This window comes from Sorangium sp. So ce128 (assembly GCF_051525245.1).
Lineage (GTDB): Bacteria > Myxococcota_A > Polyangia > Polyangiales > Polyangiaceae > Sorangium > Sorangium cellulosum_B.
The window spans coordinates 3,639,917-3,654,560 of sequence record NZ_CP150313.1; the positions used below are offsets into that span (position 1 = coordinate 3,639,917).

Annotated in this window: 11 protein-coding genes; 1 reads left to right on the forward strand and 10 read right to left on the reverse strand. The window is 68.6% G+C overall.

The window, feature by feature from the left end; all coding sequences use genetic code 11:
• Positions 1-181: 181 nt before the first annotated feature.
• The 10 genes from WME82_RS14165 to WME82_RS14210 form a co-directional block, all read right to left on the reverse strand.
• On the reverse strand, positions 182-2,332 hold the full coding sequence (locus WME82_RS14165) for a thioredoxin domain-containing protein (RefSeq protein ID WP_438043267.1): 2,151 nt from the start codon (positions 2,330-2,332) through the stop codon (positions 182-184).
• Between the two features lie 59 nt (positions 2,333-2,391).
• Entirely contained in the window at positions 2,392-3,702 is a 1,311-nt protein-coding gene (locus tag WME82_RS14170; protein ID WP_438043268.1) for a beta-ketoacyl-[acyl-carrier-protein] synthase family protein, read from the reverse strand.
• 54 nt (positions 3,703-3,756) lie between these two features.
• The gene (locus tag WME82_RS14175) at positions 3,757-4,632 is read right to left on the reverse strand and encodes an acyl-ACP desaturase (protein WP_437745971.1); all 876 of its coding nucleotides are present in this window, start codon (positions 4,630-4,632) and stop codon (positions 3,757-3,759) included.
• Positions 4,629-4,880: an acyl carrier protein gene (locus WME82_RS14180; RefSeq protein WP_012235160.1), complete on the reverse strand. Its 252-nt coding sequence runs from the start codon at positions 4,878-4,880 to the stop codon at positions 4,629-4,631. The genes WME82_RS14175 and WME82_RS14180 overlap by 4 nt, the downstream gene beginning before the upstream one ends.
• Before the next feature lie 3 nt (positions 4,881-4,883).
• A complete protein-coding gene (locus WME82_RS14185; protein ID WP_438043269.1) occupies positions 4,884-5,768 on the reverse strand; it encodes a class I SAM-dependent methyltransferase in 885 nt (294 codons plus the stop codon).
• Positions 5,755-7,551 carry a fatty acyl-AMP ligase gene (locus WME82_RS14190; RefSeq protein WP_438043270.1) on the reverse strand — a complete coding sequence of 599 codons (1,797 nt, stop codon included), beginning with the start codon at positions 7,549-7,551 and terminating at the stop codon, positions 5,755-5,757. The genes WME82_RS14185 and WME82_RS14190 overlap by 14 nt, the downstream gene beginning before the upstream one ends.
• A gap of 566 nt (positions 7,552-8,117) precedes the next feature.
• Positions 8,118-9,194 carry a DUF4340 domain-containing protein gene (locus tag WME82_RS14195; protein ID WP_438043271.1) on the reverse strand — a complete coding sequence of 359 codons (1,077 nt, stop codon included), beginning with the start codon at positions 9,192-9,194 and terminating at the stop codon, positions 8,118-8,120.
• Positions 9,195-9,221: 27 nt separating this feature from the next.
• A complete protein-coding gene (locus WME82_RS14200; RefSeq protein ID WP_437745975.1) occupies positions 9,222-11,066 on the reverse strand; it encodes a GldG family protein in 1,845 nt (614 codons plus the stop codon).
• Between the two features lie 9 nt (positions 11,067-11,075).
• On the reverse strand, positions 11,076-11,810 hold the full coding sequence (locus tag WME82_RS14205) for an ABC transporter permease (RefSeq protein WP_437535377.1): 735 nt from the start codon (positions 11,808-11,810) through the stop codon (positions 11,076-11,078).
• 5 nt (positions 11,811-11,815) lie between these two features.
• Positions 11,816-13,003, reverse strand: a complete 1,188-nt coding sequence (locus tag WME82_RS14210) for an ATP-binding cassette domain-containing protein (RefSeq protein WP_438043272.1) — start codon at positions 13,001-13,003, stop codon at positions 11,816-11,818.
• A 377-nt stretch (positions 13,004-13,380) separates the two neighbouring features.
• Between WME82_RS14210 and WME82_RS14215 the strand changes: the two genes are divergently transcribed.
• Entirely contained in the window at positions 13,381-14,628 is a 1,248-nt protein-coding gene (locus WME82_RS14215) for an aspartate kinase (RefSeq protein WP_437745977.1), read from the forward strand.
• Positions 14,629-14,644: the final 16 nt, after the last annotated feature.

A 14,644-nucleotide genomic window follows, 5' to 3' on the forward strand; every position in this document is an offset into this window, starting at 1 on the left:
ACCTTCGTCACGGACTTCGACGACGACTCGAGGCTCGACGTGGAGGTCTGCGCTCCGAGCGACGCCCGCGCCGAAGGCGTCGGACGTGGATGCGCGCAGACCCACGCGCCGGGCCCGGTGTCCGGATGCACCTGCGGAGGCGCCCCGGATCGCGGCCCGTGCGAGCTCAGCGCGTGCCGCGTTACGCCAGCAGCGCCTTGAGGTCGGCCGCCGTCGTGACGGGCGCCGAGCACGTCCGCCCGCGACACGCGTAGGCGACCGCCTCGTCAAGGCGCGCGGGCTTGCCCTCGGCGACGACCTTCACCGCCGCGGCGCTCTCCGGCCGAGCTGGATCCACGAGCACGATCGCCCGGTTCGGCAGGTACGCCTTGAACGCCTCGCGCGCGAGCTCGGCCGCCGACGCCGAGCCCGCCTCGCCGACCACCACGACCGTCACTGCACCGCGCGTCAGGCGGTCGAGAACGCACACGGTCTGGCCGAGACCGAACGAGTTCTCGAGCGCCGTCGGCGCGAGGACGTCCAGCTGCCGCTCTGCCGGTGAGAGGTAACGCTCGTCGGCGATCTCGGAGAGGCGCAGGCAGAGGAGCGCCGCCATCGAGGCGGCCGAGGGCGCGGCCTGGTCGTAGATGTCCTGCGTGCGCGCGATCAGCGCGTCGCCGTCGTCCGGCGTGAAGAAGAACCCGGGCGCGGCCTCGTCCCAGTGGTGCGCGATCATCGCGTCGGCGATCGCGCGGGCGACGTCGACGTAGCGCGGGTCGGAGGTGGCCTCGTACAGGTCGAGGGCCGCGTTCCCGAGGTACGCCTGGTCGTCGAGGAACCCTGGCCGGACGTCGCCCACGGCCGCCCCGGAGCCGCCTCGCTCGCTCTTCGCGCCTGCAGGCGCGCCGTCCTTGAGATAACGGCCGACGCGGCCGCCGCGGATGAGCTTCCGATCGAGCAGCGCGAACGCGCGCGCCGCGGCGTCGACCCAGGCGGGCTCGTCCAGCGCGCGCCCGGCGTCGGCGAGCGCCCCGATGAGCAGCCCGTTCCAGCTCGCGAGCACCTTGTCGTCGCGCGCCGGCCGAGGCCTCGCGTCGCGCGCCGCGAGCATCGCGACCCTGGCGCGCGCGAGCGCATCGCGGCACCGATCGAGGTGGGTCGAGGAGCCACCTCCCGCGCCGTCGTCGATGACCGCCGCGGCCTGCTCGAGCGTGCGGTGCTGCGAGAGCACCGTCGCGCCGCTGTCCTCGAAGTTGCCCTCCTCGCTGATGCCGAAGACGAGGCGGGCCACGTCGTACGCGAGCTGATCCTCGCCGACGGCGTCGCGGAGCTGCTCGAGCGTCCACACGAAGAACTTGCCCTCGCGCCCCTCCGAGTCGGCGTCCTGCGACGCGTAGAAGCCGCCCTCCGGGTCGCGCATCTCGGCGAACAGGTAGCCGACGATCTCGCGAGCCGTCTCGGCGTAGATCGGCTTCTTGAACGCGCGGAACCCGTCGGCGTAGAGGCGCAGGAGCAGCGCGTTGTCGTAGAGCATCTTCTCGAAGTGGGGCACGAGCCAGCGCTCGTCCGTCGAGTAGCGGTGGAAGCCGCCGCGCAGGTGATCCCAGATGCCGCCGTCCCGCATCCTGTCCAGCGTGAGCTCGACGCCCTCCGCCGCGACGCGATCGCCCTCCAGCACGCCGCGGCGGAGCAGCACGTCGAGCGCCATCGTGTTCGGGAACTTCGGCCGCGATCCGATGCCGCCGTGGCGGGGGTCGAGGCGCGCGAGCAGCTGCCGCGACGCGCGCCGGAGCAGATCGGACGACGCGGGCGCGACGACGCTTGCAGCGCGCGCCGGCGCGCGCTGAGCGCGCTCGATGGCATCGGTGATCTCCTGCGCCTGCTGCTCGACGTCGTCGCGCCGGTTCCTGAAGGCGTCGGCGATCTTGTCGAGCACCTTCGGGAAGCCGGGCATGCCGAGCGCGTCCTTCGGCGGGAAGTACGTGCCCGCGAAGAAGGGGCGCTGATCCGGGGTGAGGAACACCGTCAGCGGCCAGCCGCCGCTCCGGCCCATGAGCTGCACGACGAGCTGGTAGATGTGGTCGAGATCGGGCCGCTCTTCCCGGTCGACCTTGATGTTCACGAAGAGGTCGTTCATGTGCCGGGCGATCGCCTCGTCCTCGAACGACTCGCGCTCCATCACGTGGCACCAGTGGCAGGCGGCGTAGCCGATGGACAGGAGGATCGGCTTGTCCTCTCGGCGAGCGAGATCGAGGGCCTCGGCGCCCCACGGGTACCACGCGACCGGGTTGTGCGCGTGCTGCAGGAGGTACGGCGACGACTCGCTCGCGAGCCTGTTCTTGTGGGCTGCCATGGGCCCCACGTAGAGCCGGGCGCGGGGGGCCGCCAGCCGTCCCGCGGCGGTCGCCGGCGCTACGCCCGCTCCAGCACCAGCGCGCAGTTGTGCCCGCCGAAGCCCGCCGAGCACTTCACCGCGTGACGCAGATCGACCGCCCGCCGCTCCCTCACGACGTCCAGGGAGCACTCCGGATCGAGCTCATCCACGTTGATCGACGGGTGCAGCAGCTGGTCGCGCAGCGAGCACACGACCGCGATCGTCTCGACGGCGCCGGCGCCGCCGAGCAGGTGCCCGATCATCGACTTGGTCGCCGAGATCGGGATGCGCGCGAGGCGCTCGCCAAAGACGCGCCGCAGCGCGAGCACCTCGGCGGCGTCGCCCTGCGGCGTCGAGGTCGCGTGCGGGTTGATGTAGCCGATCGCCTCCGGCGCCGTGCCTGCCCTGGCGAGGGCGCGCTCCACCGCGAGCGCGAGCCCGAGCCCCCCCGAGTGCGGCCGCGTGAGGTGCTCCGCGTCCGTGGTCATCCCGAAGCCGGCCACGACGGCGAGCGGCTTCGCGCCGCGCGCGAGCGCGTGCTGCTCCTCCTCGAGCACGAGCGCGCCTGCTCCCTCGCCCATCACGAAGCCCTGGCGGCGCCGGTCGAACGGGCGGCTCGCGCGCGTCGGGTCGCCGTCGACGGCCCTGGCGAGCGCCTTCGCATTGCCGAACCCCGCGACGGTGTTGAGCCGCGTCGCGGCCTCGGCGCCCCCCGCGACCATCACGTCGGCCTCGCCCGCCTCGATCATGAGGGCCGAGGTCGCGATCGAGTGCGTGCCCGTCGCGCACGCGCTCGCGAGGTTGTACGACGGCCCCATGAGCCCGTATCGCATGGAGATGAGCGCCGCCGCGCCGTTCGGCATGACCCCCGGGATGAAGTAGGGCGACACGGCCCGCGGGCCGCGCGCCGCGCTCCTGCCGACCTGCTCTTCAAAGATCTCGACCGACCCCATGCCCGTGGACATCAGGCACCCGACGCGGGTCCGGTCGATGCCGCTCGCCGGCGCTGCGGCGGCGAGCGGCGGCGCGCCCTGTGCCCGCGCGCCCGCGCGCTCCGCCGCCTCGTCCTCCGCGCCAGAGGCGCGCTCGATCGGCACGATGCCGGCCTCGCGCAGCGCCTCCACCGCGGCCGCGAGGCTGAAGTGGGTCACGCGGCCATAGATCTCCGCCTCCTTGGGCGACAGGTACCTCCCGACATCGAACCCCTTCACGCTGGCTGCGATGTCGCTGCGGAGCCTGTCGACGGGGAAATCGCGGATGTAGTCCACGCCGGATCTGCCGGCGAGGAGGTTTTGCCAGGTGGTCGCGACGTCGTTGCCCAGCGGGCAAACGGCTCCGATCCCGGTCACGACGACGCGCCTTCGCATCGGACTGCTCTTGCTCGTTGGGGGGAGGTGGAAGGTTCAGGCGGACAGCGCCTGGGGCGCAGTGTTGTCCAGGTTGGGAGCGCTTGCGAGGCCCTCGATCGAGGGGTCACGGCGCTCACCGCCGCGGCGAAGATCGAGCGCGGTGCGCTGGGCGGCAAGCATCTCGTGCCGGTTCACGCCGAGGTACTTGAGGATCGGCATGTAGACCTTCTGGATGAACACGTTCCGGTCGACGCCGGCCTCGCGCATCTTCAGGATGCGCGAGTCGTAGTCGGGGACGATCCCGACGCCCGGCATCTCGAAGTTCGCGAACACGTGTGCCATGTCCGTGAGCGTCCCCGGCCGGTCCTCCTCGAGCAGCACCTTGATGACGCTCTGGTAGAAGCGGCAATGGGCGATCTCGTCGCGGGCGATGTAGTCGTAGATCGTCCGCAGGCACTCGTCGCCCTCCGTCGCGGCCCGCTCCCGGTGCTTCACGTAGATGACGAACGTCGCCATCTCCTGCACGCAGCCGTAGAACGTCATCTGCCGCGGCGTGTGGAACGGGAGGTCCCACTTCTTCGCGAAGATCTTGTGCTGCAGATCGCTGAGCTGCTCCTCCGTGCGCTTGCCGGAGCGCAGGAGGTACTGCATCAGCGTGAGCGAGTGCTTCGACTCTTCATAGGCCCAGTTGGCCTGGAACCACGCCTGGCCGAAATACTTCCGCACGAGGTTGATGCCGTTCGCCACGTAGTCGGGCAGGTACATCTCGACCGAGCAGAAGGTCTCCGCGCACAGGGCGAGCTCCTCGCTCGCGTCCTTGTTCACGCGCTCCCACGGGATGTCCTGGAAGACGTTCCAGCGGCGCTCGCGCTCCGCCTTCTCGAAGAACGTCATGTACTCCTGGAAGATCTTCTCCTCCAGCTGGCTCATACGGTCGCCTCCAGCCGCTCTCCGACCTTCTTGCAGAGGTCGCCCACGGTGATGAGCTCGACCAGATCCTCGTCCGGAATCATGATCCCGAGCTCGGTCTCCATCTCTCCCACGATCTGCATCATCGAGAGCGAGTCGATGCCGAGCTCGGTGATCACAGACGTCGCGGTGACATTGGGGAACTCGCGCTTGTCCACCCGGGCGGCAACCGTCTTGAAAATCTCGAGCAGATTGGTCTTGTCCGTCATGGTTCAGTCGATCCTGCGAAGCTCGTATTGAGCGAGGGAGCTGTAGTGCTTGTCGAACGCGTTCACGCACGTCGACAGGTAACGATCGTAGTCGTCGAAGACCTTGTCCCCCCACGTCGACCGGATGGTCTTCTCGTTCAGCCGGAGCCGGCGGAGCCACTCCGCGGTGGTGCGCTGGTAGTGCTCGCGCCGCGTGTTCACCTGCATGACCTCCCAGTAGGGGTTCGCCGCCTGGATGATGTCCTCGAGCCGAGGGTTCAGGCCGCCGGGGAAGATCTCCTTCGTGACGAAGTAGATGTCCTCCAGCTCGTTCCTCGTGCCGGCGGGGAGCCCGCCCCAGGGCGTCATCCGCGGCGTCCGGTTGCGGAGGATGGTCTGGAGGCCGAACCAGGCGCCCTTGTTCGTGAGCTCCCAGGCCTTCTTGAAGTAAGCCCGATAGATGTCGATCGCCTTGCCCTGGCGCGCCTCCTCCGGCGAGCACAGGTGGTCGATCATGCAGATCGAGATGAGGCTGTCGAACCGCTCGGCCGTCGCGAAGGTCCGGAAGTCGCCGCCGACCACCTCGACGCCGGGGATCTTGCGGGCGTTCACCTCGGCGGCCTGCGCGGTGGACAGGGTGACGCCGACCGCGCGCGTCACGCCGCGCGTCGTGGCCACGTACTCGAGCGCCGCGCCCCAGCCGCAGCCGATGTCGAGCACCTTCTTCCCGGGCCCCGCCTTGGCGAAGTCCGACAGGATCCGGAGCTTGTTCAGCTGCGCGGCCTCTAGCGACTGCTCGGGGGACTCGTAGACGGCGCAGGTGTAGTTCATGCGCTCGTCGAGCCAGAGCCTGAAGAACTCGTTCGAGACATCGTAGCTGACCTCGACCTCGGCCTTACTGGATCCCATCGATGACTCCTTCGACACGTGCCGGGGCGCCGCCCGCGCGGCCCCCTTCGGTTCGCGACGCCGGTCCGCTCGCGCGGATCGCGTCGCCATGGGGAGAGGGCGTCGCGCCCTCGTCAATATCCGAGGCGACCTCGAGCTCGCCGGCCTCGAAGCGCCGCTTCATCTCGCGGCGCCGCACCTTGCCGCTCGACGTCTTCGCCAGCGTCCCCCGCTTGATCAGCGCGACCTCGGACAGCTGCACGCCGAGCTGGGCACGCACGGCCTGGGTGATCGCCTGCGCGACGCCGGCCACGCTCCGCTTGGCCTCGGCGACGACGATCGCGCGCTCGGCCCCCTCGGCGGTGAGGCACGAGAACGCGACGCAGTGGCCGTCGCGCACCCCCTCGACGGAGGACGCGATGCGCTCGATGTCCTGGGGGAAGTAGTTCTTGCCGCCCAGGATGATGAGGTCCTTGGAGCGACCGCACAGGTACACTTCGCCGGCGACGGTATAGCCGAGATCCCCTGTCCGCAGCCAGCCCCCTCCGAACGCCGCCTCGGTCGCCTCTGGCTCGTTGAAGTAGCCGGCGGCGACGCTCGGGCCGCGCACCCAGATCTCCCCGACCTCACGCGGGCCGAGCGGCGATCCGTCAGGGCCCGCGATGATGAGCTCGTGGCAGGGGAGGGGGCGACCGCAGGAGACGAGCTCCAGCGACGCGCCGCCGTTCGTGGGCCACGCCTTGCCGGCCTGCATCGCCTTCGCGTCCACGCGATCGGTGGTGAGCGGGGCCTTGAGGTCGCTGAACGTGATCGCCAGCGTGGCCTCGGCCATGCCGTACGAGGGAAGGATGCTCTCCGGGCGGAGCCCCCGCTCGCTGAAGCGGCGGAGGAACGCGCGGAGCACGTCGGCCTGGATCGGCTCGGCGCCGCACCCGAGCGCGCGCACGCAGGAGAGGTCCCAGCTGCCCGCCTGCGCGTCGGTGACGGCGCGCGTGGCGAGGGCGAAGGCGAAGTTCGGGGCAAAGGTGATCGTGCCGCGGAACCTGTGGATCGCGTCGAGCCAGAGGGACGGGCGGCGGATGAACGCCGTCGTCGGCAGGAACATCACCGGCACGAGCGCGTAGAGCGGCGCGATGACGAAGCCGATGAGCCCCATGTCGTGGTAGAGGGGCAGCCAGCTGACGCCGCGATCTTCCGGCGTGGAGCGCAGCCCGTCGAACATGATGGCGTGGCTGTTCACCGTCAGGTTGCGGTGGGTCACCATCACGCCCTTCGGCCGCGAGGTGCTCCCCGAAGTGAACTGCAGGAACGCGAGGTCGTCGAGGGACACGCGCCAGGGCTCGGCCGCGTGCGGTGCGTCGGATGCGTCGAACGCGTCCAACCCATCGCGCGCGCGCAGGTCGCGCTCGAGGACGACGCGCAGGCCTGGCAGGGCCTCACGGCTCTCTCCGTTCGCCGCGAGGTAGGCGTCGATCATCTCCTTGAGCTGCTCGTTCGTGACGAGCACGCTGGCGCCAGACGCCTCGAGGATGTGCTGCACCGTCTCGCCGTACGCCTCGAGCTTGGCCAGCGACTGCGGCGGGTACATCGGGACGGCGACGATGCCTGCCGTCAGCGCGCCCACGAAGGTCAGGACGAACTCGTCGGCCTCCGTCAGGATCAGCGCGACGCGGTCGCCCTTGCGGAGCCCGAGCTTGCGAAGGGCGTAGGCCCGGCGCCTCGCCTCGACCCAGAGCTCGGCGTAGCTGATCGCTCGCTCCTCCCCGGAGCTGCGAACGAACGTGACTGCGCGGTCGGCGTGCACCGAATTCTGCTGAAGGACTTCGACGAACGTGCGCATAGGCTCTCTGGCGGCTCAGGTCGGCCGGATGTCGTGATCCGTCCGGTAAGGACAGCGGGGGCCTGAGTGAGCGCAGCCATAAGCGAAAATCGAGCCAGGGCAAACAGAAAACACGGGAATCCAGGGTTTGGGCTTGATTCCGCCGTGAACGCCTCTGAGCCCACCGGGCGCCATGGTCATAGGTGACGAAAAATCGTGCGCAGAGTGCGTCGAATATTCGTCACATCGGCCCCTGAGTGCGAATCGAGGTTCGCGTGGCTCGAGAGCTACACCGGGCCGATTGATTGCACCGACCCAGGTTGAGGGTGCCAGCGCCGATCCAGGTTGAGGTTGCCAGCGCCGACCCAGGTTGAGGGTGCCGAGGTTGAGGTTGCCAGCGCCGACCCAGGTTGAGGTTGCCGGCGCCGACCCAGGTTGAGGGTGTCTGGTTGGGCCGCTGAGACGCCGACGCGGCTTCGGAGACGGGCGCACAAAATGCAAGGAGGCGCCGGTCTCCCAGCGCCTCCCGCTCTCATGCGCGACGTCGCCTGCTACTCGGCGTCGTCCAGGCCCATGTGGCCCGCCGCCTCATCGTCATGGGCGTCTTCGCCCTTCTTGTCGTCCTTCTTCTCGGCCTTCTCGAACCTCTTCGGCTCTGCGATGGCCCAGTCGGCCGACCACGACGACAGCACGTAGATCGTGCCGTCGCCGCCTTCCTTCGTGGCGTAGCGGCTCGATCCCTTCGCGGTCTTGCCCACCTTGACGGTGAAGTCGCCCGCGTTGTCCTTCAGCTTGATCGTGATGATGCCGCCGTTCGAGGCCGCCGCGTCGAGCCCCGTGTCCGACTTCTCGTCGCCGAAGTCCTCCGCGCCGAGGTTCTTGTAGGCGCGCAGCAGGTCCTTCACCTTGGCCTCGTCGAACTTCTCCCACTTCGCGGAGGCCGCGCCCAGCTTGCCGCCCTTGTCGCGCTGAGCGAACGTGCCGGCCCACTTGTCGCCGTTCTTCGAGAAGCTGAACAGGCCGTTCTTGTTCTCGACCGAGACCTGGATAGCGTTCTCGTCCTCGAACTTGAGGATCGACGTCTCGCGCCAGTTCTTGGGCTCCCGCGTGTAGAGGTAGCTCGAGTAGCCGCCCGCGACGTAGACGCCGTCCTGCCCGTCGACGCGCGCCATCTGCCCGCGCGAGCCGCTCTTGCCGAGGTACAGGTCGAGCGCCTTCTCCTCACCCTTGTACGCGACGACGTGGACCGCCTTCTCGTCCGTGAGCTCGTACTGAGGGTACGTGCCGCTCGTCCGGTCGATGACCTCCTTCAGCTTGAGCTCCTTCAGGTTGTCGAGGAGGCTCCGCACGTTCGCCGCGTTCGCCTTGGCGTTGACGGGCTTCGTGACCTCCCACGTGTCGCCCTTCTTCTCGAGCGTCACGTCGGACTTGTCGGCGTTCTTGATCGCGATCTTCGTGACCTTCTCGACGTCTTCCTTCGAGATCCCCACCTTCGGCAGATCCGCCGTGGCGGCGGTCGCCGAGTGCGCGGCGAGCTCGTCCTTCTGCCTCTTCTGCGTGAAGTACACGCCGAGGCCGAGGAGCGCGAGGACGGCGAGGGCGATGTAGATTCTGTGCTCGGTCTTCATGGCTCTTTCACCCGATGGGGCTCTGGCTCAGTCGAGCGTGATGTTCTCGCGGGCGTTCTCGCGACGCCGCCACCGGATGAGGCCGAACACGGCGAAGAGCGCCGCCGGCAGGAGCGTCAGCGTCCACTGCACGCGCTGCTGCACGGTCTTGCGCTCCGCCCGGTACTCCTCGGCCTTCTTGGCCAGGGTGGCCTCGTCGTCCGTGGCCTCCTGCTTCGGCTTCTCGATGCCCGCGTAGGTCAGGTTCGTCTCGCCGAACATCTTCGCGGTCGCGGCGAGCAGCGTGCTGTCCCCCGCCATCCAGTCGAGGGTGTTCTTGAACGCCAGGATGGTGGCGGTCAGGTACTTCTGCGCGTACGGCTGCGAGAGCATCAGGAGATCCTCGTCGCCGCCCATCCCGCCCATCATCGCCATCTGCGGCGGCATGGGGGGCGGGTTGCCGGAGCGGGCGAACGGGTTCGCGAGGAACTGCGACGCCGAGAGCACGAGGATCCGGCCCTTGTCCGCGCTCTCCGCGGGCGCGCTGATGCCGAGCCCCTCCTGGCCGCCGAAGGCGCTCTTGAGCTTGCCCTCGACCGTCACCGCGATCGCGCGCTGCGCGTACTCGCCCTTGGGCTTCCAGTCGGCCGAGAACTTCATGTCGATGGCCTCGGACACGTCGACCGTCGTCTTCGGCGTCGAGCGCGCGACGACCTTCATCGTCGCCTCGGGCTGCTTCTCCGGGTGCGGCACGAGGGTCGACGGGAAGGGGAAGGCGAGCTCGGGGAGGCGGAAGAAGCCGGGGAACGACGAGTCGAGGATCTGCTCCTTCTCGTCGAAGCGGCTGTCCTCCTGGAGCTGGAGGATGCCCGGCGCGCGGAACCACATCATCTGGCCCGACTGCGTCTGCACCGGGATGGCCATCGAGCGGCTCCAGTCGAGGATGGCCTCCTTCTTCATCTCGACGCCGTAGCCGTCGAGCAGCTTCTCGAGGCCCCAGGTGTTGAGCGACGCCTTCATCGCCGGGTCGGACGCCTTGAGGTTCACCGCGCCGGCGAACACGGCGAGCGCCTTGTTGCCCAGCATCATGAACTGGTCGATGCGGCGCAGCTCCTTCTCGGTGAACTCCTTGCCCGGCTGCGTGATCACGAGGCCGGCGAGCTCCTTGTTGATCTCGCTGTCGCCGCCCTTCAGATCGACGTCCTCGAACTTGTAGAACGGGAAGTGGTGCTCGAGCAGCGCGCGCATCGACGGGCCGCCGCCCCGGCCGCCCTGCGACGCGACGAGGTTCGGGTCCGTCAGCTTGATCTCATCCTTGCCGGTCACGACGCCGATCTTGGTGTCGATGGCGTCCGCCTTGTCGCGGATCTCGCGGATGGTGTTCGTGATCCAGAACTCGAGGCCCTGCGCCTGGTCCGGCGAGAGCATCGGGATCGCCTCCTTCTCGCTGCCGTACTTGAAGGCGATGCCCATGAACCCGCGGGTGATCGTGGCCTGATCCTGGCCGGTCTCGCTCCCCTCGCCGAAGGCGGCCTCCTGCAGGCCCGCCTCCTTGGCGGCGGCGCGCTGCTCGTCCGTCTTCGCCTCGATGATCGCGTAGTGGAGCTTGCCGTTCGAGGCCTGCTCGTACTCGTTCATGAGGTCGGTGAGGTCCTGGATGAACGCCTCGTGCTTCGGGAGCCCCCGGGTGACGTAGACGTCGATCTGGAGATCCTGCTTGAGCCCCTCGCGGACGAGGTGGGCCGAGCCCTTCGAGAGGGTGAACCTCTCGGTCTTCGTCATGTCGAAGCGCTTGTAGGCGCCGTACGAGATGACGTTGGCCGCCACGAGGATGGCGGCAACGATGGCCAGGTAGACGCCTGTCTGCGTCGCGGCTTTGGCTTTCCGTTCCATGGTTGGTCCTTACGCCCACTTCCTGCGCTCGAGCGCCCTGAACGAGGCCATGAGGCAGCCCGCTGTGATCGAGAGGAAGAAGACGATGTCTCGGGTGGACACCATGCCGCGCGCGAACGGCGTGAGGCGGGTGTCGAAGCTGATGAAGGAGAGGACGTCGCGGATGAGCGACGGGGCGTAGTCGGCGAGGTTGTCCACGCCGTGCAGGAAGCCGAGCACCAGGAAGGTGATGAAGAACGCGATCACCTGGCTGTCGGTCAGCGACGAGATGAGGAGGCCGATCGACACCGCCGCCGCGCTGTAGAGCACGAGGCCGATGTACCCCGAGAGCACCGGCCCGCTGTCGAGCGCGCCGAGGTGCCAGGGCCACACGAACATCATCAGCGGGTAGAGGATCGTCGAGAAGACGAGCACGAGGACGAGCCCCCACGCGCCGAGGAACTTGCCGAGGACGACCTCGTGATCCTGCACGGGCAGGGTGATCAGCATCTCCAGCGTGCCGCTCCGCTTCTCCTCGGCGAGGAGCCGCATCGTGATGACGGGGATGATGAGGAAGGAGAGGCCTATCGGCGCCCAGCTGAACAGCTGCACGAGCGAGGCGCGGTCCGCCTGCCAGAAGCCGCCGTTCATCAGGAAGAAGATGACGCCGAGCGCGATCAGCCCGAAGCAGATCACGACATAGGCCAGGGGGGAATCGAAGTTGGAGCGGAACTCCCGCTTCGCGATGGTCAGGGTGGTGCTCATACCGTTCAGCCCTTCTTCTTGGCGGGCGCTTCTTCCTCTGCGCCTTCGTCCTCGTCGCCGTCGCCGCCGTCCTTGGCTTCGTCGCCGGCGCTGTCGTCGTCCTCGTCCTCGTCGTCCTCGTCGTCGGCCGGCGCGCTCGCCTCGTCCTCGTCGTCGAGATCGTCGGTGATCAGCTTGCGGCCGCGGTCCTTGCGCTCGTCGCCGCGCGTGAGCGCCTTGAACACGTCCTCGAGGCTCTGCGAGTCGCGCCGCATCTCGAGGAGGAGCCAGCCCTTCTGCACGACGAGCTGGAAGAGCTCGGGCCGGATGTCGCCGCCGAGCGCGCCGAGCAGCTGGAAGCTGTGGGCGCTGTCGCCGGTCGGCAGCTCGGTGACGCTGGTGACCCCGGGCAGACCGGAGAGCGCCTCCTGGACCTCCTGGGCCGTCGGGGGCTTGCGCGCGCCCGACCGGTAACCGTCGCCGCCCTCGAAGACCTTCTTCTCGTGGACGGTGATGACGTACCGGACCTTGCCGCTCTTGGCGCGGATCTCGTCGAGCGGGCCGTCGGCGACGACGCGCCCCTTGGAGACGACGATGGCGCGGGCACAGGCTGCCTCGACCTCGGACAGGTTGTGGGTGGAGAGGAGGATCGTCCGCTCCTTGCCGATCTCCTTGATGTAGCGGATGACCTCCGCCTTCTCGTTCGGGTCGAGATCGCTCGTCGGCTCGTCGAGGATGAGGATCGGGGGGTCATGGACGAGCGCCTGGCCGAGGCCGACGCGCTGGCGATAGCCGTGGGAGAGCGTGCCGATGTCCTTGCCGAGCACCTGGGCGAGGCCGCACACCTCGACGATCCCCTTCATCCGCTTCTTGAAGAGCGAGTGATCGAGGCCGCGCATGTCGGCGACGAACGAGAGGTATTCCCAGACGTTCATCTCGCCGTAGAGCGGGGCGCGCTGGGGCAGGTACCCGAGCTTGCGCCGGACATCGAGCGGGTCGTCGAAGACGTCGTACCCGTGGACCCGCGCCGTCCCGGCGGACGCCGAGAGGAAGCAGGTGAGGATGCGCATCGTCGTCGACTTGCCGGCCCCGTTCGGTCCCAGGAAGCCGACGACCTCGCCGCGATGGACCTCGAAGCTCACCTTGTCGAGCGCGCGCAGCGACCCATAGCGCTTGGTCAGCGAGCTCGCCTCGATCATCACATCGCTAGCCAAAATGACCTCCTTAGATGGTTCCTTGAGAAGCGGAGCGCCCGGCTCCGTCGTTCGCCCCTGGCGATCCCCCCCGCCATGGCCGGCGGGCGCGCCGTTGTAGCACCCTGGATCACCCATTACCCAGGCGAAAGGCGGCGCCATCGTAGCGGCGGGTGGATCTCTGTCAACAGCGCCGACCCGAAGCGGTTGAACCTGGGGTTTATTCCCGGCGATCGGGGCTGCTCCGGGCACGGTTGTCCGGGCTATCCCCGGTTTGGCGGGGTCGCAGCGGTTTCTCCGCGACATGTCGTGCGCAGGACGGGCTCGCCGGGCGCGCGCGGCGGTCGAATTTCTCCTTGACCTGGGCGTCTGTGTTGGACTAGTTGGCCACACCTCGCGTGAGCCTCATCGTCCAGAAGTTCGGCGGCACGTCCGTCGGGTCCATCGAGCGCATCCAGCGGGCGGCCGCGCGGGCGCTCGCCACACAGCAGGCCGGTCATGACGTCGTGGTCATCGTCAGCGCGATGGCCGGCGAGACGAACCGGCTGCTCAAGCTGGCGTCGGACATCGCGCCCGTGCCCGACGCGCGGGAGATGGACGCGCTGGCGGCGACCGGCGAGCAGGTCTCGGCCGCGCTGATGGCGATGGCGATCCAGGCGCAGGGGGGCAAGGCGCGGAGCTTCCTTGGCCACCAGCTGAAGATCCTGACCGACAGCGCCTATACGAAGGCGCGGATCAAGGCGATCGACGCCCAGCGGCTGCACGAGGCGCTGGCCGGGGGGAAGATCGCGGTGGTCGCCGGGTTCCAGGGCGTGGACGACGCGGGCAACATCACGACGCTCGGCCGAGGCGGCAGCGACACGAGCGCCGTGGCGATCGCGGCGGCGGTGGGCGCCGAGTGCGAGATCTACACGGACGTCGACGGCGTTTACACAACGGACCCGAACATCTGCAAGACGGCGCGGAAGATCGAGCGGATCAGCTACGAAGAGATGCTGGAGCTCGCCTCGCTGGGAGCGAAGGTCCTTCAGATACGGAGCGTGGAGGTTGCGATGAAGTACGGTGTCCCGGTGCATGTGCGGTCGTCGTTCTCGGACGTGCCGGGCACGTGGGTCGTCAGCGAGGAGCAGTCTCTCGAGAGCGTGACGGTGACGGGCGTGGCGCTCGACCGGAACGAGGCGCGGGTGATGCTCGTCGGCGTCGACGACAAGCCGGGCGTGGTGGCGCAGATCTTCGGCGCGCTGGCCGAAGAGAACATCAGCGTCGACATGATCATCCAGAACGCGCCGAGCTACGGCCTGGAGGCGCGCGGCGCGTCCGGCGAGGTGAAGGCCGACGTCACGTTCACCGTCGGCAAGGCCGATCTCCCGCGGGCGAAGCTCGTGATGGAGAAGGTCTCCAGCGGCGTGCGCGCCGTGAGCATTCGTTACGAGGAGGACATCGTGAAGGTGTCGATCGTCGGCCTCGGGATGCGGACGCACGCGGGCGTGGCGGCGCGGATGTTCCAGCTGCTCGCGGCGGAGGGGATCAACATCCAGGCGATCTCCACGAGCGAGATCAAGATCTCGTGCCTCGTCTCGACGAAGTATGCCGAGCTCGCCGTCCGTGCGCTGCACGATGGCTTCGGGCTCGGCGCCAAGGCCTGACGAAGCCCGCGCTAGC

Bases quoted from the DNA above. Each gene is read 5' to 3' on its own strand.
- WME82_RS14195 (WP_438043271.1), bottom strand. From the start codon at position 9,194: ATGAAGACCGAGCACAGAATCTACATCGCCCTCGCCGTCCTCGCGCTC.
- WME82_RS14185 (WP_438043269.1), bottom strand. From the start codon at position 5,768: ATGGGATCCAGTAAGGCCGAGGTCGAGGTCAGCTACGATGTCTCGAAC.
- WME82_RS14180 (WP_012235160.1), bottom strand. From the start codon at position 4,880: ATGACGGACAAGACCAATCTGCTCGAGATTTTCAAGACGGTTGCCGCC.
- WME82_RS14175 (WP_437745971.1), bottom strand. From the start codon at position 4,632: ATGAGCCAGCTGGAGGAGAAGATCTTCCAGGAGTACATGACGTTCTTC.
- WME82_RS14200 (WP_437745975.1), bottom strand. From the start codon at position 11,066: ATGGAACGGAAAGCCAAAGCCGCGACGCAGACAGGCGTCTACCTGGCC.
- WME82_RS14205 (WP_437535377.1), bottom strand. From the start codon at position 11,810: ATGAGCACCACCCTGACCATCGCGAAGCGGGAGTTCCGCTCCAACTTC.
- WME82_RS14165 (WP_438043267.1), bottom strand. From the start codon at position 2,332: ATGGCAGCCCACAAGAACAGGCTCGCGAGCGAGTCGTCGCCGTACCTC.